At 35.8% G+C, this 22329-nt stretch carries 19 protein-coding genes; 1 reads left to right on the forward strand and 18 read right to left on the reverse strand.

Going from position 1 to position 22329, the window contains the following annotated elements; all coding sequences use genetic code 11:
• Positions 1-398: 398 nt before the first annotated feature.
• From dnaI to BMY57_RS10570, 12 genes are all read right to left on the reverse strand, one after another.
• On the reverse strand, positions 399-1331 hold the full coding sequence (dnaI, locus tag BMY57_RS10515; RefSeq protein ID WP_091774088.1) for a primosomal protein DnaI: 933 nt from the start codon (positions 1329-1331) through the stop codon (positions 399-401).
• Positions 1332-1342: 11 nt separating this feature from the next.
• The gene (locus BMY57_RS10520; RefSeq protein WP_091774090.1) at positions 1343-2725 is read right to left on the reverse strand and encodes a replication initiation and membrane attachment family protein; all 1383 of its coding nucleotides are present in this window, start codon (positions 2723-2725) and stop codon (positions 1343-1345) included.
• 22 nt (positions 2726-2747) lie between these two features.
• On the reverse strand, positions 2748-3209 hold the full coding sequence (gene nrdR / locus BMY57_RS10525; RefSeq protein ID WP_091774092.1) for a transcriptional regulator NrdR: 462 nt from the start codon (positions 3207-3209) through the stop codon (positions 2748-2750).
• 430 nt (positions 3210-3639) lie between these two features.
• Positions 3640-4665, reverse strand: a complete 1026-nt coding sequence (locus tag BMY57_RS10530; protein ID WP_091774093.1) for a glyceraldehyde-3-phosphate dehydrogenase — start codon at positions 4663-4665, stop codon at positions 3640-3642.
• A gap of 111 nt (positions 4666-4776) precedes the next feature.
• Positions 4777-5388, reverse strand: a complete 612-nt coding sequence (coaE, locus tag BMY57_RS10535; RefSeq protein WP_091774095.1) for a dephospho-CoA kinase — start codon at positions 5386-5388, stop codon at positions 4777-4779.
• 8 nt (positions 5389-5396) lie between these two features.
• Complete coding sequence (ytaF, locus tag BMY57_RS10540; protein ID WP_091774097.1) at positions 5397-6029, reverse strand: sporulation membrane protein YtaF; 633 nt, start codon at positions 6027-6029, stop codon at positions 5397-5399.
• A gap of 60 nt (positions 6030-6089) precedes the next feature.
• The gene (gene mutM / locus BMY57_RS10545) at positions 6090-6923 is read right to left on the reverse strand and encodes a DNA-formamidopyrimidine glycosylase (RefSeq protein WP_091774099.1); all 834 of its coding nucleotides are present in this window, start codon (positions 6921-6923) and stop codon (positions 6090-6092) included.
• 15 nt (positions 6924-6938) lie between these two features.
• Entirely contained in the window at positions 6939-9569 is a 2631-nt protein-coding gene (gene polA / locus BMY57_RS10550) for a DNA polymerase I (protein WP_091774100.1), read from the reverse strand.
• Between the two features lie 43 nt (positions 9570-9612).
• Positions 9613-11322: a two-component system histidine kinase PnpS gene (pnpS, locus tag BMY57_RS10555; RefSeq protein ID WP_091774102.1), complete on the reverse strand. Its 1710-nt coding sequence runs from the start codon at positions 11320-11322 to the stop codon at positions 9613-9615.
• A complete protein-coding gene (locus tag BMY57_RS10560; RefSeq protein ID WP_091774104.1) occupies positions 11319-12008 on the reverse strand; it encodes a response regulator transcription factor in 690 nt (229 codons plus the stop codon). The genes pnpS and BMY57_RS10560 overlap by 4 nt, the downstream gene beginning before the upstream one ends.
• A 63-nt stretch (positions 12009-12071) precedes the next feature.
• The gene (locus tag BMY57_RS10565; protein WP_091774106.1) at positions 12072-14117 is read right to left on the reverse strand and encodes a thioredoxin domain-containing protein; all 2046 of its coding nucleotides are present in this window, start codon (positions 14115-14117) and stop codon (positions 12072-12074) included.
• A gap of 139 nt (positions 14118-14256) precedes the next feature.
• Entirely contained in the window at positions 14257-14484 is a 228-nt protein-coding gene (locus tag BMY57_RS10570) for a DUF3892 domain-containing protein (protein WP_091774107.1), read from the reverse strand.
• A 118-nt stretch (positions 14485-14602) separates the two neighbouring features.
• Between BMY57_RS10570 and BMY57_RS10575 the strand changes: the two genes are divergently transcribed.
• Positions 14603-15448 (forward strand): protein-glutamine gamma-glutamyltransferase, encoded by an 846-nt coding sequence (locus tag BMY57_RS10575; RefSeq protein ID WP_091774109.1) that lies wholly within the window; start codon positions 14603-14605, stop codon positions 15446-15448.
• 323 nt (positions 15449-15771) lie between these two features.
• Here the strand turns inward: BMY57_RS10575 and BMY57_RS10580 are convergent, their stop codons facing one another.
• From BMY57_RS10580 to citZ, 6 genes are all read right to left on the reverse strand, one after another.
• A complete protein-coding gene (locus BMY57_RS10580) occupies positions 15772-16380 on the reverse strand; it encodes a class I SAM-dependent methyltransferase (protein ID WP_091774111.1) in 609 nt (202 codons plus the stop codon).
• A 92-nt stretch (positions 16381-16472) separates the two neighbouring features.
• A complete protein-coding gene (pabB, locus tag BMY57_RS10585; RefSeq protein WP_091774113.1) occupies positions 16473-18206 on the reverse strand; it encodes an aminodeoxychorismate synthase component I in 1734 nt (577 codons plus the stop codon).
• Positions 18199-18777 (reverse strand): anthranilate synthase component II, encoded by a 579-nt coding sequence (locus tag BMY57_RS10590; protein WP_256205296.1) that lies wholly within the window; start codon positions 18775-18777, stop codon positions 18199-18201. The genes pabB and BMY57_RS10590 overlap by 8 nt, the downstream gene beginning before the upstream one ends.
• A gap of 101 nt (positions 18778-18878) precedes the next feature.
• Positions 18879-19826 (reverse strand): malate dehydrogenase, encoded by a 948-nt coding sequence (gene mdh, locus BMY57_RS10595; RefSeq protein ID WP_091774116.1) that lies wholly within the window; start codon positions 19824-19826, stop codon positions 18879-18881.
• Positions 19827-19850: 24 nt separating this feature from the next.
• On the reverse strand, positions 19851-21122 hold the full coding sequence (gene icd, locus BMY57_RS10600) for an NADP-dependent isocitrate dehydrogenase (protein WP_091774118.1): 1272 nt from the start codon (positions 21120-21122) through the stop codon (positions 19851-19853).
• Between the two features lie 75 nt (positions 21123-21197).
• On the reverse strand, positions 21198-22313 hold the full coding sequence (gene citZ, locus BMY57_RS10605; RefSeq protein ID WP_091774120.1) for a citrate synthase: 1116 nt from the start codon (positions 22311-22313) through the stop codon (positions 21198-21200).
• Positions 22314-22329 lie beyond the last annotated feature (16 nt).

Below are 22329 nucleotides of genomic sequence, written 5' to 3' on the forward strand. Positions count from 1 at the left end.
TTCTTACAATTCATCACAGCATCACTGCCGTGATTGTTCCTGTGGAAAATTTCTTCCCTCTTGTCGGGAACCCTTGCAAGACCTCCCCGGGTAAGAGCTATAACCTTCCTCCCATATAACTGCTGTATTTACTGTATGGAATTCGTGCAGTATAGGACTTCGTTTTGTAATGCAAACTCATCCGTTCCAATTCAGCCTTATATACAGTTTCTGTTCGTCAGTTCAGGATTTTGCCTTAGGCTTCCTTCAGATTCCACCTCACGGTGGACACCCTTGCCATTAGCTAACAGTTCCTACTGCCAGGCCTGTAGTGGACTTTCACCACCAAGTTATAGCCCATGCCGGGCACACAATTATAAAGAGACTTAGAAAAATCTAAGCCTCTTTTTTAACTTTCTCTATTCTCGATAGTTTTCACCAACCACTTCAACTGGTTGGCTAACCTGTCTAATACGTTCCAAAATACGTGCAGCTTTTAACTGTTCATGATTCCCTTTACCGGACTGGGATAAAATAGATTCCAATTCATCAGTTGAATAATTAGACGTGAAGAAGACAGGCAGTCTTTCCATCATACGATATTGTAAAATAGCTCCCAACACTTCATCTCTGAACCATGCAGACGAAAACTCTGCTCCCATATCATCTAAGATTAACACTGAAGCGTTTTTGAACCGATCGATTTTATCATTAATGGATGAATCGTTGATGGATGCTTTCATTTCACGAACCAATTCAGGCATATAAATGAAGTAAGTATCAATTCTGAGTTCGGCTAAAGCATTCGCTAATGCTGCTAACATATAGGTCTTACCAACACCAAATTTCCCATATAGATACAAACCTTTACTTGGCAGTTCTTCTTGGGCTTGGTCATAAAACGATTTTACTCTAGCAAATACATCAAGTCTCGTTTCATCTTCTAAGTAAATTTTATCAAAAGACGCTTCATGAATTTCTCTTGGCATGTGTAAACTTTGAACAAATTTACGCTTTTCCACTTCCTCTAAATGCTTCTCTTGACGAGGGCATTCGTGGTACCTTAACTTTATTCGGTCATTTTCTAAACTGATTTCAGGCACATACCCTGAAACTACATTCCGACATTCTTCTAAGGATGGACATTTCTCACACGCCTTAGATTGAATATCATATTCATAAAGTTTGATCAGTTGTTTATTTATTTGTTCGCCTGTTAATTCCGGATGTTGGTTTAAAAAAGCTTGGACATCTTTAGACGATAAGACCTCTTCACGCATTTGCTGCATTGATTTTTGAAAACTTTCTTTTCCTTTCATCCATCGGTTTAATGCTGATTGAATAGATTCCATCCTTTTCACCCTTAATGCTTCGTTTTAGAATAATTTTTAATGAAAGCTTCTAACTCTTCACGCTTCTTCTGAACATCCCCTTGATTAGAACCTTGTTTTTGAGATGGAGACGTTTGTTTTTTCTGTTTACGCTCTTCTTCAAACCACTTTGGTAAAACTTCCTTAGAACGTTGCTGTTTCTTTTGGTTTTGATTCTTTTTCTGCTTCCAAGTCTCATACATATGATGTTCGCGTTTGGCTATATTCATGGCTTCTTTTGCGGTTGATATATCTTCACGGCTCCAATGGGCTGCTATCGTTTCAATATAGTTTTTAGATAATTTATTTTGATTACGTTTTAACACATAATCAACCAACACATTCATAACGGGTTGTGACAAGCCATGTTCTTCCATAATTGAGGTGATCATATCTATTTCTTTCATTGAAGCTCGACCAGAGGAAGATAAATCTTCTAATAATTCTCTGTGTGAAATAGAATTAAAGCGCTCAATTAATTGTTCTTCTTTTGTTTTTGGCTTCTGATTAGAAGATGGCTGTTGTTTGACCTCATTTGGCTCTTGAGTAGAGGTCTGTCCTTTGTTATAAAGTCTAGGTGGTACACTTCCATGTTTTTTATAAAAGATATCTTTACACATATCTTGGAACTCTTTACAATCAAACTCTTGTTGTTCATTAACGGCCCAAATCAGAGCCTTTTCTAACTCTAAAAAGTCCACGTCATAGATTTTGATCATTTTTTCAATATATTCAATATTAGATGGCGTCAAAATAGATTGTGCCTGAATTTTTTGCTGTGTTAACATTTTATGAAGCCATTCAAGCGGTAATTTTGTTTCTATAGCATTAGATTCAGTTGGTTCATTCGGAATAACTTCAGTAACTTTTTCTTGGGGAACCATTGTAAATACATCATCAAATGAATGCGTGACAGATTGTACATTTGATGGTAACTGAATCCCCTTATTTAAACGTTTTTTCAAACGTTGATAAGAATCGCGTCCTATGTGATGCTCTAATAATACTGATAACATCGGATCTTCAAAGAACCCTTTAGCCGAATATGGTTTTTGTAAGATATAATATAATGTCCGATAGCTTCCCTCTTCTTTGTAAGAATGGAGGAGCCCAATGGCTTCAAGACTCTTTCTGGCTTCATAAAAATCATCCAGTGTCATGTTTAACATGTTCATCATTTGGTGATGGGAGATCGAAGTTTGAGGTTGTTGGTAGGCAGATTCTTTCCATAAAGCTTGAAAAACCGCTACGCCTTTTATTGTAATGAGTGGTTGATATAATAGCGTTAGAACGGTCTCAGCATCTTCATAAAAAGGCTCTTTTTGAAAAATTTTCATTCGGTCATTAGGCAAAAGATGCCGGATACGATCATTCATGTGTTACACCTCGTACTCCCTATTACTTTTTATTTTTACTTATCATTTCATTTAACTCATTCATAAAGACATTAATATCTTTAAATTGACGATAAACTGAAGCAAATCTGACATAAGCAACTTCATCTACTTCAGCTAAACGATCCATAATTAACTCGCCAATATCTTCACTTATGATCTCTGAATTCCCTTGATTTCGTAGTTCTTTTTCTACATCAAATGCTATTCGTTCAATCTCTTCAATTGATACTGGTCGCTTTTCGCATGCCTTAATTAAACCTCTTTTTAACTTTTCGCGATTAAATTCTTCGCGAGTTCCTTCTTTTTTTACAACAATTAATGGAATTTCTTCTACACGTTCAAATGTTGTAAAGCGATAATGACAAGATTCACATTCTCTTCGTCGTCGAATCGATCGGCCTTCATCGATTGGTCTGGAATCTAATACTCTTGTGTTTTTAGCATCACAGTTAGGGCAACGCATGATTTTATTTCCTCCATTAGACGTTCAATAATCGATACCTTCATATTAGTATAACAAATTTCTTATATGTTTGAGAATAATATAGCCGTGTATTCATAAAGAATTATGAAGACCTAATAGCTTGAATAAATGTGTATTAATAAAATGGAATATATAATATTTATTGAAGGAACTTAAAGAAATGGTGATTATTTAACCGTAAACAAAATCTTTAAAAAAGCAGTCCAAAATCCTTGTAAAAAAGATTAAATGAGAGAAAGATGGCGACTTCTGCTGGAACAGCACGAGCCGAAATCACCCAAAATGAACCACGTGAACTTTGGAAAGTTGAGGTCGTGCCCGCGGAAAGTGTCCACCTGAAGCGAAATTAAATTATAAAAAAACTGCCCCTTCAAGTCACATTATATGACTTTTGGGACAGTCCTCTATTTTAAATAGTCATCTGACCATTTTTAATATCTTGTGAGACGTATTTAGCTAAATCAACAATTCGGCAAGAGTAACCCCACTCATTATCATACCAAGCTAATACTTTAACTTTACGGCTCCCCATCACCATCGTAGACAGGCCATCCACAATTGATGAATAAGGTGAAGTCGTGTAATCGACTGACACAAGTGGTTCATCATTAATTGAAATAATCCCAGCCATATCGCCTTCCATTGCATTATAAAACGCTTGGTTAACTTCTTCTGCTGTCACATCTTGATTTAAATCAACGACTAAATCTACTAATGAAACATTTGGAGTAGGTACACGTAACGCCATGCCATGCAGACGTCCTTTTAATTCAGGTAACACTTCGTTAATCGCTTTTGCGGCACCAGTTGATGTTGGAATAATCGATTGTGTTAATCCACGAGCACGTCGCAAATCTTTGTGTGGATTATCTAAGTTCTTTTGATCATTGGTAAATGAATGAACAGTTGTCATAAGTCCTTCTTGAATTCCAAATTGATCATTTAATACTTTTACGACTGGTGCAAGACAGTTTGTGGTACATGAAGCATTCGAGATGACTTCATCTGTTTCTGGATTAAAATCTTTTTCGTTAACTCCCATAACAATGGTACGGTCAACTTCTTTACCAGGAGCTGAAATAATAACGCGTTTTGCACCTGCTGTAATATGTTGAGAAGCCGACTCTTTTGTTTTAAATTTACCAGTTGCTTCTATAACAAGATCAATATTTAAATCTGCCCATGGCAATTCTAACGGATTACGGTTGGATACTTTTAATACACGGTGACCGTCTACTATAATTTCTTCTTCATTATAAGTGACGTCTCCATCAAAGTGTCCATGTACAGAATCATATTTAATTAAGTGTGCTAATGTTTCTGTTGGGTAACTAGCGTTTATAGCAATTACTTCAAGTTCTTTATCTTTAATTGCTTTGCGAAAAACCATACGACCAATTCGACCAAAACCATTAATAGCAATGCGTGTTGTCATTATCATAACCTCCCAAAACTATATGTGTTACACTTTAAATTATTTTTAACGACATTAGTATAACACATTTGTTATATTATAGGGGAGTATAATTAAAAAATGTTACTATTTTTATAGATATTTATGTTCAATACCCCAATTTAGAAGAATTTCTTTTAATTGTTCTTTACTATTTTCAATCGTACCAGTGTTATCCACGATTGCATCTGCTCGTTCCTTCTTCTCAGTGATTGGAATTTGGGATTGTATCCGACTTAATGCTTCTTCTTTGTCTGAACCATCGCGCTCCATGAGTCGTTCAAGCTGAATTTCTGGATCTACATAAACAACTAAGACCTTGTCCACATAATCAAAAAGCTTACTTTCAAACAAAAGAGGGATGTCCAACACGACAGCCGATTCTCCGGCTGATACATATTCTTCCCTTTGTCTAACCATTTCCTTGCGTATTTCTGGATGAATAAAGCTGTTTAACTTCTTTCTCTCTTCATCATTACCAAATACAATTTCTCCAAGTTTTTTCCGATTTAATGTTCCATTATCGTATAACACTTTTTTTCCAAAGTGTTCAACTATTTTTTGATATGCTGGCTTACCGGGCTCAACAACCTCTCGAGCTATTTGATCAGCATCTACGACAGGAATCTCCCATGCTTTAAACATATTTGAGACGGTTGACTTACCTGTTGCAATACTACCTGTTAATCCAATAATTAATGACATAACATCACCTACTTCGTAATATTCCAGATTCCTAACATAATAAATATAATCCCTGGCAAAAAGGATAACTGGTGCATCCACTTATACTTTGTTAAAACTCTCCCTGTTAATGAACCTAACCCTAAGAAAATCATTGAGCAAACTCCAATAAGACCCGCAGTTAAAAAATAAGGTAGCATGGTAAAAGCTGAGCCTACCCCGCTTCCAAATGAATCTAATGACAAAGCTAATGCAACAATAAAAGATTCCTTACCAGAAATGGTTCCAGAATGGTCTATATCTGCCATTTGGGGCTTTTTCAAAACAAGCCATAAAGTTTTTAGATTAAAACGGACCGTTTCTTGTTGATAGTACTGTCGTATTTTCTCTCGTTGTTCATCAACCCATTGCCAAACGATATAACAGCCTATCAGTACAAAAACCAATCCCCCTAGATATTCAGCCATCTTAGGAATCATTAATTCCAGTAAATCTCCTAACAAATAACCAGTTAAAAAACTTCCAGATGTTACAAGAGATATAATGATATAAGTCGTTTTCTTTACTTTAATGGATTTTAAACTATAAGTAAATCCAAAAAAATAACTATCAAAACTTACTGCAAAACTTAGTAAGAGCATGACAATCCATAGGTGATTCAAAATAAAAAGCTCCTTCCATAAGGATTCAACCTATCTTATGAAAGAAGCTTAAAACGTGTGTTAATTAGGGGCTGGCTGGCATTTAGGACAAAAATGTGTCCCTCTTCCCCCGACTTTAATCTTTTCTATTGTTGTATCACATGATGGGCATGACTCGCCTTCTTTTCCATAAACAGATATTCTTAGCTGAAATAATCCGACTTCTCCTAAACTATTCAAATAGGAACGAATCGATGAACCACCATGTTCAACGGCTTCTTGTAATACTTGAACAGTATGTTGCTGTAACATCTTAGCTTCTTCAAATGTAATGGTATTCGCAATCCGTTCAGGGTGAATATGACTCTTATAAAGCACTTCATCAACATATATATTACCTAACCCTGTTACGATCGCTTGATCAAGTAACGCCGGCTTTATTCTCCGTGTTGTTCTCCTTAATTTCTGGAATAAATATTCCGACGTAAAATGCTCACTAAATGGCTCAACACCTAATTTATTTAAAGGTGGTGTAGATAATAAATGACTAGGTTCTTTTAGATGCATCGTTCCAAATTTTCGGACATCACGATACCTTAGTTCCTTCCCATCATCTAATTGAAAAATGATATGTGTATGAGGCTCTAATGGTTCACTATGCTCATAAACTCCATATTTTCCTTCCATTCTTAAGTGGGAAACTAAACGATCATCTGATAAATGAAAGATTAAAAATTTACCCAAACGATCGACTTGTGTAAACTTTTGACCAATAATGCGATGTTTAAAAGCCAGTGAATCATTAGGTTCTTTAATGATTCCCGCGTAATGAATAATGACATCTTTAATTTTTTTCCCCTTAATAATCGGTTCTAAAGTTCTTCTTACGGTTTCAACCTCAGGTAATTCTGGCATCACAATAACCTTCCCTTATTTGGCATCATACCATGTTGTTCCATATTCAGCTTCAACAAGTAATGGCACTTTTAACTTAACAGTATTTTCCATAGCTTCTTTAACTAATTCAGTTAAGGCATCTATATCACTTTTGGCCACTTCAAAAATCAGTTCGTCATGAACTTGAAGTAATAAACTAGCTTGTAAATCTGAAGACTCTAATTTCTCTTTTACATCAAGCATTGCTTTTTTAATAATATCAGCCGCACTTCCTTGAATCGGAGTATTCATAGCCGTACGTTCAGCAAAACTACGTTTATTAAAATTCCTGCTTGTGATATCAGGCAAGTAACGGCGACGTTTCATAATCGTTTCAACATAGCCTTCATGCTTAGCTTGTTGCACAATATCGTCCATATAGGCTTTAACACCAGGAAAACTTTCAAAGTATTTTTTAATGAATTGATCGGCTTCTTTTCGAGTAATCCCTAAGCTCTGACTTAAACCATAATCGCTAATTCCATATACAATTCCAAAGTTAACCGCCTTCGCGTGACGTCTCATCAACGAGTCTACTTCATCTTCTTTAACATTGAACACATCCATCGCCGTTTGAGTATGAATATCTTTTCCTTCATTAAAAGCAGATATTAACTTTTCATCGTTAGCGATATGAGCCAAAACGCGGAGTTCAATCTGTGAATAATCAGCAGCCATCATGACGTAATCATCTTTAGAAGGTATGAAAGCTTGTCTAATTTTCCTACCTTCTTCAAGTCGAATCGGAATGTTTTGCAAGTTCGGATCAATCGAACTTAACCGTCCTGTTTGAGTTAATACTTGATTAAATCGAGTATGAATTTTATGAGTGTTGTCATGAACAACTTTTAATAACCCTTCAATATAAGTCGATTGTAACTTTCCAAGCTGACGATAGTGTAATATCTGTTCTACAATTTCATGTTCGTGCTGGAGTTTTTCTAATACATCTGCTGACGTAGAATAACCAGTCTTAGTCTTCTTAATGACAGGTAAGCCTAATTCTTCAAATAGAATCTTTCCTAATTGTTTAGGAGAATTAATATTAAAAGATTGTCCTGCTAATTCATAAATGTCATCTTCAATCTTATCAAGTCGCTCACTTAAATCTTGTTGCATTTGTTCTAAACGATCAACATCAACATGAACTCCCTTATATTCCATCTCAGCTAAAATGAGAGAAAGTGGCATCTCAAGTTCATAAAAAAGCTTTTCTTGTTCGTTTTTCTCCAGTTCTTCCTTTAAGGTAGGGTATAGTTTTCTGGCAGCAATCCCTTTTCGAACAATATGTTCTGACAAGGGATCCTCTTCAGGAATCGTTTGCTTAGCTCCTTTACCATAAACTTCTTCATCATAAGATACATCCGTTAAACCATAACCTTGAGCAATAGAAGGGATGTCATGGTTACTGTTAGATGGATTCACAATATATGAAGCTAATATTAAATCAAATTGAACACCTTTCAAATCCAGACCGCGCCACATTAAAGCAACCTTTAAGCGTTTAGTATCAGCGACAATCTTAGGGCTTTTTTCATTCTCTAGCCATGATTTAAACGCCTTTGAATTCAAGGCAACATCAGTTGGGATAAAATAATTTCCATGATCATTAATTAATGAAAAACCTAAAATTTCACCGTTATGATAGTTTTCGACTAACATTTCCATAATCAAATAATTCTCATGAGGACTAACCATTTCTTCAGAAAACTCATCTACTTTTTCAAAACTTACATCCTCACGTTCAACTTCTTCCTCTTCACCTTCAATTCGGCCCATTAAAGACTTAAATCCATATTGTTTAAAAAGCTCAATGACATCTCTTGATTGATACCCATCATAAGCTAAATCATTCACTTTAACATCTATTGGAGATTGACGGTTGATCGTGACAAGTTCTTTACTCATGAATGCATCTTCTTTATGGTTAATTAAATTCTCTTTTAACTTTTTACCGCTCACTTCTTCAATGTTGTCATAAAGGTTTTCAAGCGTACCAAACTGATTGAGCAATTTTACAGCTGTCTTCTCACCTACGCCTGGAACACCAGGGATATTATCAGATTTATCTCCCATAAGTGCTTTCAAATCAATAATTTGATCAATCGTCACACCCATCTTTTCTTTAACTTGATCTGGTGTGTATTCATCAATATCAGTAATACCTTTTCGAGTCACCCCTACTGTGACATGTTCAGATGCTAATTGTAGTAAATCTTTATCACCTGAATAAATAAACGTACGTTTTTGATCTTCTTGTGCTTGCTTAGAAATCGTGCCGATAATATCATCCGCTTCGTATTGCGGTAACTCATAATGTTTAACTCCTAATGCGTCCAATATCTCGCGCATAACTGGAAATTGTTCTGAAAGTTCAGGGGGAGTCTTTTGTCGACCGCCTTTATAATCTTGATAAGTTTCATGACGAAATGTTGTTTTACCTGCATCAAATGCCACTAAAATATGGCTTGGGTCTTTATCCTCTAAGATTTTTAATAACATATTAGTAAATCCATAGACGGCATTGGTATGTACACCACTATCATTACTCAATAACGGAAGAGCAAAAAAGGCTCGATATAACACACTATTTCCATCTATAAGTACAATTTCTTCTTTAGACAACGAAAAACACCTCTTTAATTGGCTTTTAATCTATTATAACAAATTAAATATGCTGAGGAATGGAAACGGTTATAGTTGTCCCTTGGCCTTCTTCACTTTCTAAGTCAATCATACCTTCATGAGCTTCCACAATATGTTTGACGATAGAAAGCCCAAGTCCTGTCCCTCCAGTTTGGCGACTACGATCTTGATCGACTCGGTAAAATCGTTCAAAAATTCGGCCTTGGCTTCTCTTAGGTATTCCAATCCCTGTATCACTAATTTGTAACCTCACATACCCGTCTTGTAATGACACTTTCCATCGAATCTGACCTCCTTCAGGTGTATACTGAATCGCATTGGAATATAAATTTAAAACAAGTTGATATATTCGGTTATAATCAGCGTAAACTTGTAACCCGTCTTCTACTTCTATGTCTGCTGAAAGTTCTTTATCTTGAAGACTTTTCTCTACTACTTGATGAATTTCATTCATTAATTCTGACGCAGCAAAATGGGTTCTCGTTAACGTAAAATCATCTTTTTCAATGGTCGATAAATCTAATAAATCCTGAATTAATTTATTTAACCGTTTGGTTTCTTTATCCATTATCCGTAAAAACTTCTTCACAATCTCCTCATCATGTTGGTTACCATCTAATAATGTCTCAACAAAACCTTGAATAGACGTAATCGGAGTTCGAAGTTCGTGAGAAACATTGGCTACAAAATCCTTACGAATGTTTTCCAACTGTTTGATCTTAGTAATGTCGTGACAAACAACGACGACACCTTTCCAAGTTTCCTCGTTATTACGAATGGGAGCTAAATACACCTCAAAATAATTACCTTGTTCTGTTTCTACTGTCAACTGCTTCTTTCGTTCCATAAAGATGACTTCTTGTAAAGCATCATTTAACACTTTATTTTCAATAACATCATAATAAATTTCACCTACAATAGAAGTTTGATTCGTAAAATTTTTCACAAATGGTTCATTAGCAAGTCTTGTTAACCCTTTTTCGTTAATTAAAAGTAACCCACTTTCCATATTGTTGACAACCGTCTTTAATCGATCATTTTGATTTCTATATTTTGACGTAATAGATTCAAGGTTACGAGCTAATCTATTGATCGATTGGCTCAATTCAGACACAATCCCATAAGGTGCATCATGAATTCTAGCCTTATAATTACCATCTGCTAATTCTTTCGCTGTATCAGATGCTTTCCGTATAGGTGTGACATAATTTTCATATAAACGATTTCCAAATCCCCAAACAAAAAAGCCAACTAATAAAGAGAGAATAACCACGATTGACCATAAAGTCGTTTCTAAGTATCGAATCGGTAGCTCATCAGAAATCACCACTAATCGCAATTCATCATTTAAATTTCTTGATTCAACTAACCGAGAGTTAAGAAGAGTTGTCTCCTCTGTTTCAAATTGTCGATTAATAATTTCATTCAACGTGATCGTTTCGTTACGGTTAAAAGTATGTAAATATTCTTGAGATTGACGTTGATACAACACTAAATCAATTGGAAAGGAGTCTGAATATCTCTCCAATTGTTGTTGCCTTTCTAAAGTCGTATGTATGTTAAGGTCGAGATCGTCAGCCACGAAATCAGTATCATACTTTAATTGTTCTTCATATGCATTAATGACGTAATGCTTAGCGACTTGAACAAATAATACACCTAAAACTAATATAAATATGACACCAATTAATGTATAGACGATTAACGCCTTTCGATCACTTATTCCTTTCATGCCGACCCCTCTAATTTATATCCGATTCCACGAACCGTTTTAATTAACTTAGGTCTTTTCGGTTCATCTTCAAGCTTTTCCCTAAGATGACTAATATGAACATCAACAATTCTAGTATCGCCAATAAAATCAAAGTCCCAAACATCTTGAAGTAAGACTTCCCTTTTTACTGGTTTATTAATACGTTTGGCTAAGTATAAAAGTAGTTCAAATTCCTTTTTAGTAAATTCTACTGGTCTCCCATTTTTAAATACTTCATATGTTTCTACATTAATCTCAATATCATTAAACATAATCAATGACTTTTGGTCTTCATGTTGTCCTGACCTTCTTAAAACTGCTCTAATTCTTGCATTCAATTCTTTGGGACTAAATGGCTTAGTAATATAATCATCCGCTCCAACATCTAGCCCTGTAATCTTATCATCTTCCTCACTTTTAGCTGTTAACATAATAATCGGAACTTTATGACCTAAATCGCGAAGGCGTTGACACACTTCTATTCCGCTCATATTCGGCAACATTAAGTCTAATAAGATTAAATTAAAATTCTCTTTTTCAGCAAGTTTTAATGCCGTTTCCCCATCATGTGCTACTGCCGTTTGATAGCCTTCTTGATTCAAATTATAATCAATTAAAGTCGTAATAGATTCCTCATCATCAACAATTAAAATACGCAAATCCAAGGTTTCCCCACCCCTAATAAAAATGTTTGTCTTAATCATAACTAAAAATGTACAAGTTATCTACTATTGAGTCGATAGCTGCTCGATTACTTCGTCAACAATAGTAGTAGGTTGTTGACAAGTAAAATGTTCACATATATACACAGTTGTTTGATCATTTATACTATTGTAACTTTCCACAAATGGAGCAACCTCAGCCAATTCTCCGTCATCATCTGTCTTTAACCAAGTAGTGTTCGGTAAATAATGGCTAGACTTAAAATGTTTTAGCCTATCCCAATCTGGATCTCCATCTCTTGAGATCACGACAATTTCCTTAGATGGATACTCAGTTAACATTAAACTGATTAAATAATAAGTACTTCCTTGAGGGATTCTCGATAAAGCAGGGTAAAAAACACGATATTGATCTTCAACAATATCCGAATATTGAGGCTCTCCTGTTAATGAAGACAATCGAGCCATCACATTGGTTGCCACACTATTCCCTGATGGAGTCGCGCCATCGTGTATATCTTTATCATTAGAAATAAGCCTTTCACTATCTTCCCCATTAAAGTAAAAACCTCCATGCTCCGAATCCCAGAACAAATGATACATCTGATCAGCTAATTCTTTAGCTCGCCTTAAATCCATAACTTGAAATTCAGCATCATATAACTCCAAGTAGGCCCAAGCTAGATAAGCGTAATCATCTAAATATCCTTTAAATTTCACCTCTCCATCCCTGTAACGTGCCATCAGACGATTATTTTCTATGAGCTGATTTTCAATAAAATTGACAGCTTTTCGAGCCATATTGACATATTCTTCATTTTGATAAACTTGTCCTGCTTTTGCTAATGCTGCGATCATCATGGCATTCCAAGACGTTAATACTTTATCATCTAAGTGAGGATAGACACGTTTCTCACGAGTTTCTAACAACTTAAGTCTTGCTTGGTCAAGTTTTTCTTCCAACTGTTCAATAGTCAAATTAAATTCCTTAGCCACTTCTTCTAAATTCGTATCAATTAAATTAGGGATATTCTTGCCATGAAAATTTCCCTCCGTTGTGATGTTATAGGCTTTTGTATATAGGTTACCTAAATCATTACTTAACACTTCATAAATTTCTCTTCTACCCCAAATATAATATAAGCCTTCTTTCCCTTCTGAATCTGCATCAATAGCTGAGTAAAAAGCTCCATCAGAACTCGTCATTTCTCTTTGAACAAATTCAATTACCTGTTCACTAATATTTTTGTAATATTCATTCCCTGTTAACTGATAAGCCTCCGTATAAGTTATTAACAATAGAGCTTGATCGTAAAGCATTTTTTCAAAATGAGGAACTAACCATTCCTCGTCTGTTGAATACCTTGTAAATCCAAAACCAATATGGTCGTATAAGCCACCTCTGGCCATCGATTGTAATGTTTTTTCAACCATTTCACGAGCTAATGTTTTTCCTGTTTGTTGATAATATCTCATTAAAAACATTAAATTATGAGGGGATGGAAATTTGGGTGCTCCTTCAAACCCGCCATATCTAGTATCAAATGTTTTACTAAGCTCATGGAAAGCTTGATCCGTTGCTTCTTTAGAAATCCGTTCCTCACCTTTTGAAAAAATTACTTGGTTAAGCGACTTTCTAACACTTTCAGTCACGTCTTCGATTTGTTGAGGATCGTTATGGTATGTATCCGATAAATATCCTAGCACTTGTTTTATTCCAGGATACCCGTACTTGCTTTCTTTAGGGAAGTAAGTCCCAGCATAAAACGGAACTTGATCAGGTGTCATAAAAATGCTAAGTGGCCAACCACCATGACCATTCATCCGTTGACACACCTTCATATAAACCGCATCAATATCTGGACGTTCTTCACGGTCAACTTTAATTGCAATAAATTTGCTGTTTATCACTTCCGCAACGTCTTCATCTTCAAATGATTCATGAGCCATGACATGACACCAATGACATGTCGAATAACCAATACTTAAAAAGATAGGCTTGTTTTCATTCTTAGCTTTTTTGAACGCTTCTTCTCCCCAAGGATACCAATCAACAGGGTTATCTTTATGTTGCAGTAAATAAGGAGATTTTTCATATTGTAAACGATTCATACCGATTCACTTCCTTTCCCTTTTAATATAAACGAAAATTAATGAACTAAACAGAAAATCGCATTTGTACAATAATCCTCTAACATAAAAAATGTCTTGAAGGACAGATTAACCTTCAAGACATTAAGTTTATTATTAGTTAAAAGCTTTCCAAATTATCTAAGTTATTTGATGGATCCCCGTCAGCATTTCCTCTTATGACAGGTTTGCCATTCCTAGCTTGTCCAATATTAACACCGTCAATTGTGCCATTTTCTACCTCTTGTAATGCCTGGTCATAATCTAGCTCTCGACCACTTGAAGTTTTAAAATGAGTGATATCACCATCGCCATTTTTTCTTACAGCGACAAAAGTTTCTTGGTCCATTCCATCACCCTCCTTTTATTTATAAAATGTGAATTTTTTTCATTCCTTATGCATCACTCAACATGAAATAGTTGAGTAGTATAAACTAACACCTAAATTAAAATAGGAGAGCTTAATAATGATTAGAATTGGTCGAGGAGAAATTAACAATGTAAATTATGTCCCCTCTCACAGCACTGAAAGAATCATTTTAAAGAGCTTAATGGATGACCCATTAATTTATTCTTATCAGTCGGTTGGAGAATTAGAATTTGAAATAACATTAAGAAAAAATATCATTGAGAGTTCAAAAGCAATGGATCAAGGGCAAGCAGAGTTTGAAGTATTTGCTCATTCACGTTGTAATCCAAAATATTGGAACCGTACGATCACAGGGGGTTTTAGTTTAAGAGGGGATGTCTTGCCTTCAGAAGCTATTCAGGATATTTACTTAAACAGTTCGTTATATGGATTTGAATGTGCTACAGCTATGTTAATTGTTTACTATCATGCTGTATTAAACACGATCGGTGACCAACATTTTAACCGTTTATTTAGAGGATTGTACTTATATAGCTGGCACTCCGATTCAGACTTAAGACTTCAAACTGTTGATACAGATCACTTAATCCCTGGCGATGTCGTTTATTTTAGAAATCCAGATGTGAGCCCTGAAACTAGATGGTGGCAAGGTGAAAACGCTGTCGTATTAGAAGATGGGAGATTTTTTGGGCATGGCATTGGCATTACATCAGCGGAACAAATCATTGAATCATTAAACAGACATAGAAGACCTGGTAGCCGGCGGTCTGCATTTATGATTCGAACCATTACCAGACCACATTTCAAATATTTAGCTAGAGTAACATCAATGAGAGAAGATAACGTTCATAAACCACAAAACCCTGTCATTCATCACGATGATCCTTCAATTCCTACTGATAAGTATCAATACTTTCTAATAATGCATTTATTAAATAAGTAAACCTTACTAAAACGAGCTCGAACAACACGCACTGAGGGACACAGGAGACGGGTCTGTCCAGAGCCGCAACATAGTTGTTACGTAATTAGTCGAACATCCTTAAGTCCTCAACGAAAATAAATTTGGGGAATTTGAAATCGTGACTACAGAATGTGAAGTATTTTGACTCAGCTAAAAAATTGAAGCCAAATGTTAGGCTGAATTTAACTCCTAACATTTGGCTTTTTTAGGTTTAAAAAATATTTTATCTCTTTTTTCATATCATAACTATCAAAAACCTAACGTTCAACATCATTTCAATGGTCATGCGCAATTAGACAATTTTATTTATTAGGTGACAGTATTAATTTTCTTACAATGGAAGTCATTAAATATTCTTGTTCATCTACTTCTAAATTAGCTTGATAAATATTAGAAATGGTCTTTCGGTTAATGTTTTCCCCTAAGATCCCCTCGCTTACAGGATTAAAGAAATCTAATACTTTACCGATTATTTCATTTTCACTGCGCATATGTTCCAACATCACTATTTTTCCACTCGGTTTAACTACTCTTCTTAATTCTTTAAAACCTTTGACTGGGTTTGGAACTGAACAAAACACACAAGTTGATACCACATAATCAAATTGATTATCCTCAAAGTCTAAGTTCTCAATATTCATTTCATAAAGTTGAACAGTCGCCGCAGCTTCTTCTACTTTAACATGTGCTTTTTCAAGCATCTTTGGGCTAAAATCTATTCCCGTTACGTGAACATCTTGAGGATAATATTTAAAATTAGTACCAGTTCCGACTCCAACTTCTAATATTTCACCCCGTACATCTGCCAATAATTCTTTTCTCCATTCTTCTTTAACCAATCGATCAGCAAGATCAAATGTACTAGAAATTCGGTCAATACGTTTCTTTATTACATTAGTACGATCTGACATGATTGAGCACTCCTTCAGAATCTTATATTTAATAAGTTACGCAACTTTTTCATTGATAAACAAAAAAGATAAGCCTAGCATAGCCACTAGACCTACCTCTCTTCAATTTCATTCACCTTAATCCAACCTCTAACACTATTAATAAACCATAGGTCATCAACAGTATTAAGGTCTGCTTTTAATAATGAACGTTCCTCGATTTTATTTTCATTTAACAACTTCTCCCTAAACGTCCCAGCTAATAATCCATCCGACACTGGAGGAGTAAATAATTCGTCATTTAGTCTATAGACTACATTCCCTCTTGTAAATTCTGTTATATATCCATGTTCATTCCACAACAGCGTATCAAATACGTCTTTGTGATGAAATGCCTCATAAATATCTCTATAGGTAGTTTTATGGTAAAAGAATATATTTTGTTGATCAATCGGTTTTTTGGTAATGGCTACTTTCAGGCTCACGGGAGGTGCTTCATAAGGCAAAGCTTCATACGTAAATTCGCCCACTCGATTCAATAATAACCGAATGACATAAGTTCCAAAATTATATTGTTGTTGAATCGATTCAATTAAATTTGATAATCTGCGTTCATCTAGATGAAATTGAAAGAATTTCGCTGAATAGGTCACTCTATTTAAATGTTCAGTAAGATAGTCAATTTGCCCGTTGTTAATCTTCATCGTTTCTAATAATTCAAAATTGTTGCCTTGTCTTCTAAGCACATGAGATTTGGCGATTGTTTCTTCATATTCCCCTTCAGGTGTTGACTCCCAAGTAATACCTCCTCCAACACCATAAATCGCTTTTTGATCACGGTGATCGACTAAAACGGTTCGAATCGGAACATTAAAAACGACTTTTTGATCAGGAGTCACCAATCCAATCGCACCACAATATACTTCTCTTGAGGTCTTTTCCAATTCTTGGATAATATTCATCGTACTAATCTTAGGTGCTCCAGTTATCGATCCACATGGGAAGATAGATTCAAAAATCGAACAAAGATTAACATCTTCTCGAGTTTTAGCCTTCACAGTTGAAGTCATTTGATAAACAGTCGGGTAAGATTCAATTTCAAATAGCCCAGGTACATGCACAGTTCCCTTTTTAGCTACTCGAGATAAATCATTTCTCAGAAGATCGACAATCATAACATTTTCAGCACGGTCTTTTTCTGAGTTAATTAATTGTTTTTTTAATTGTAAATCTTCTTCAGTTGAGTTCCCCCTCTTGATCGTCCCTTTCATTGGCTTTGTTTCAATCGTTTGCCCATCCCAAGCGAAAAAAAGCTCAGGAGACACGGATATAATCTCAAAATCGTTAAATTGTAGATGACATGAGTAATTAGCTTGTTGACTTTGCCGTAGTTGCTCATATAACTGACGGGTATTAAGCTGTTCATATTCAGCAATTAAGCGGATGGTATAATTGACTTGATAACTAATACCCTTTTTAATAGCCTCATGTATTTGTGAAATCGCATCATAATATTCCGAACGTTCCGTATCACTAATCCAATTAAGCTTTTGTAACTGGGATGAAGATACCTCATATAACTTCATGTAATCCTTATAAATTCCAAAATATAAATAAGGTAGTCTAACTTCTTGATGGGTCTTCATTTTTGAATCGAATGCTTGAGCAGCTTCATAGCTTAAATATCCTACTGCGTAATAACCTTCTTGTGAATATTGTTCAATCTTATTTAAAGCCGGTTTAACTTCTTCTAACCGGTTCGCTACAACATAATCGGTGGGATGTTCAAATATGTATGGGTGGTCCTCTAACCAATCATGCTTAAAATGAACGATTTGTTTAGTCACAAACTCCACTCCTGCTATATATGTTTAGAAAGTTTTGAAGCAGTTGTTTTCCATGTTTCGTTAAAATTGCTTCAGGGTGAAATTGAACTCCTTCAATAGGGTATTGATTATGCCTGCATGACATGATTTCACCTTGACTCGTCGATCCTGTAATAGTTAATTCCCTAGGAAATGACTTTGCATCCGCAATTAGTGAATGATAACGCGTCACTTGAACTGGGGATTCTAACTGACTATAAATAGTTTCCCCATCATGTAGAACGTGGTCTGTAAGTCCATGCATCGGTCGACTTGCTTCTCTAATAGTCCCACCAAAGTATTCTACGATAATCTGAAACCCTAAGCAAACACCTAAAATGGGTACTTGACCTTTAAGAGAATGTAATGCTCTTTTTGAGAAAGTCTGGTCTTTAGGATGACCAGGTCCAGGTGATAATATTACGGCACGAGGATTTAATTTTTTCATGTTCTCTATTGAGACTTCTGTCTGTTCAATCGTTAAAACTTCTTCTCCAATCTCCTCTAATATATGAACTAAATTGTATGTAAACGAATCTTCATGATCAATCATTACTATCAACTAACTTCATCCTTTGTTCATGAGCATAATAAACTATGATTTTACAATAAAAAAGCTCGAGGAAAAGTTCCTCGAGCTTCATTATAACTTGTTTATTCGTTATCAGCTAATACTTTCATGACATTTTTAACAGAATCAGCTGATTGATCTAATTGTGTTTTTTCTTCCTCGGTTAAGTCAAGCTCAATGACTTCTTCAAGGCCGTTTCCACCAAGAATGGTTGGTACCCCTAGATACATATCATGGTATCCATACTCACCCTCTAGGTAAGCGATGGCTGGTAAGATTCGACGTTGATTCTTAAGAATCGCTTCAACCATTTCCGTAATCGATGCAGCTGGTGCGTAGTATGCTGAGCCATTTCCTAATAAACCGACGATTTCACCACCGCCTTTACGGGTACGCTCAACAATCGCATCTAAGCGTTCTTTAGAAATTAATTTTTCTAATGGAATGCCACCTGCAAACGAGTAACGAAGCATTGGTACCATGTCATCTCCATGTCCACCAAGTACAAATCCAGTTACATCTTTAACTGAAACATTTAATTCTTGAGCCACAAATGTACGGAAACGAGCCGTATCAAGTACACCGGACTGTCCAATTACACGGTTTTTAGGAAAACCTGATTCTTGGAATACAGAGTACGTCATGGCGTCAACTGGATTAGTTAAAACAATAATGTAACAATCTGGAGAATATTTGACGATCTCTTTTGTAACTAACTTCATGATTTTGGAGTTTGTCGCAACTAAATCGTCACGGCTCATACCAGGTTTTCTTGCAATACCTGCTGTAATCACAACCACGTCTGAGTCTTTCGTTTCTTCATAGTTAGATGTACCAACAATATTCGCATCAAAGCCTTGAACAGGGCTTGCTTCTAACATATCTAACGCTTTACCTTTAGTTGGATCTTCCATATCCGGAATATCCACTAATACAACATCAGCTAACTCTTTTTGAGCTACCATTAATGCTGTTGTTGCACCCGTAAAACCAGCACCAATGACAGAAACTTTTCTACGCTTGATTGTCATGAGCTATTTCCTCCCAAAATGTTATTAGTCCATGTTCTTAATTAGCTCGTCACCAAACTCAGAACATTTAACTTCAGTTGCACCATCCATTAGACGTGCAAAGTCATAAGTTACTACTTTGCTTGCAATTGTTTTATCCATAGCTTTATGAATTAATTCACTAGCTTCTCTCCAGCCTAAGTGATCTAACATTAATGTGCCAGATAGGATGACTGAAGATGGGTTAACTTTATCTAAACCAGCGTATTTAGGTGCGGTACCATGAGTCGCTTCAAAAATTGCGTGACCAGTTTCATAGTTAATGTTGGCACCTGGCGCAATACCGATTCCACCAACTTGAGCCGCAAGTGCGTCTGAAATATAGTCACCGTTTAAGTTCATAGTTGCCACGACATCAAACTCTTTTGGACGAGTTAGGATTTGTTGTAAGAAGATATCAGCAATCGCATCTTTAACGATAATACGACCAGCCTCTTCAGCTTCTTTCTGTGCTTGATCAGCTGCTTCACGGCCTTTTTCTTCTACGATTTGATCGTATTCTTTCCAAGTGAATACCTTATCTCCATATTCACGTTCTGCAAGGTCGTAACCCCAAGCTTTGAAAGCACCCTCTGTAAACTTCATAATGTTACCTTTGTGTACTAATGTTACGCTTTTCTTACCTTCATTAAGAGCATATTCAATTGCAGAGCGTACTAGACGTTCAGTTCCTTCTTTAGAAACTGGCTTAATACCGATTCCAGACGTTTCAGGGAAACGGATTTTATGAACGCCCATTTCATTTTGAATAAAGTCAACCACTTTTTTAACTTCATCAGAACCTTCTTGCCATTCAATACCAGCATAGATGTCCTCTGTATTTTCACGGAAGATTTGCATATCTACATCTTCTGGATGTTTAACTGGAGATGGTACACCAGAGAAGTGTTTAACCGGACGTAGGCATGTGAATAGGTCAAGTTCTTGACGTAGTGCTACATTTAATGAACGGATTCCTCCACCAACAGGAGTTGTTAAAGGTCCTTTGATTGCAATTTTATACTCGCGAATTGTATCTAAAGTTTCTTCAGGTAACCATTCACCTGTTTGGTCATACGCTTTTTGACCAGCTAAAACTTCTTTCCATACAATACTTTTCTCACCATTGTAAGCTTTTTCTACTGCCGCTTCTAATACGCGTGAGGCAGCTGCCCAAATATCTGGTCCTGTACCATCACCTTCAATATAAGGAATAATTGCATTATTCGGTACATTCATTTTTCCATTTTCAACTGTAATTTTTTCACCTTTTGACAATGTCATAACCTCCTAGTACTCAATTCCATAAATTATTTAAAACATCACAAAAGCCGGTTCAACCGGCTTTTGGTTTTATCGTTGATCAATTGGGGTATAAGCTTGTTTATTTGGCCCCACATATTCAGCACGTGGACGAATTAATCGGTTGTTAGAATATTGTTCTAAGATATGTGCTAACCAACCAGATACACGACTCACAGCAAAGATTGGTGTAAATAAATCATGGTCTATGCCTAAACTGTGGTAAACAGATGCTGAGTAAAAGTCAACATTTGCCGGAAGACCTTTATTCTCTTTGATGTATTCTTCAATTTTTACAGACATGTCGTACCACTTAGTTTCACCCGTAATGCCTGTTAATTGTCTAGACATCTCTTTTAAGTGTTTAGCACGTGGATCACCATTTTGGTAAACACGGTGTCCCATACCCATGATTTTCTCTTTGTTTGCTAGTTTTTCTTCAATGTATTCAATAGCGCGATTTTCATCGCCAATTTCAGTAAGCATTTTCATTACTCGCTCGTTAGCTCCACCGTGTAAAGGTCCTTTTAGGGCACCAATCGCAGCAGTCACACCTGAATATACATCAGATAATGTTGCTACACATACACGTGCTGTGAAAGTTGAAGCGTTAAGCTCATGATCAGCATGTAGTACAAGAGCTTTATTAAATGCTTCTACTTCAATATCCTCAGGGTCTTTGCCTTTTAACATGTATAAGAAGTTAGCAGCAAAACCTAAATCTGATTTAGGTGCTATTGGCTCTTCACCGTTACGAATACGTGCAAAGGCAGTTACAATTGTGGGGATTTTAGCTTGTAAGCGAAGCGCTTTACGACGATTTGCATCCTCTTCCATTACATCAGCCTCTTCATCGTAAAGGCCTACCATGGATACAGCTGTTCTAAGAGCTGCCATCGGATGTACAGTTTTTAAATCATAAGATTTAAGGTGGTCAATCACTTCTTGAGGAATACTCATGTTGTCAGCTAATTCTTGTTTGAGTGAATCAAGTTCACTTTGCGTAGGTAATTTTTGGTTCCATAATAAGTAAATAACTTCTTCAAAGCTTGAGTTCTCAGCTAAATCATCGATATCATAACCGACATAAGTCAATTTGTCATCAATGATCGAACTAATTGAGGATTCAGTTGCGACGATTCCTTCAAGACCTTTCGGATTTGACATACTATCTCTCTCCTTT

The sequence above is a fragment of the Piscibacillus halophilus genome, from assembly GCF_900110685.1.
GTDB classification, from domain to species: Bacteria; Bacillota; Bacilli; order Bacillales; family Alkalibacillaceae; genus Piscibacillus; species Piscibacillus halophilus.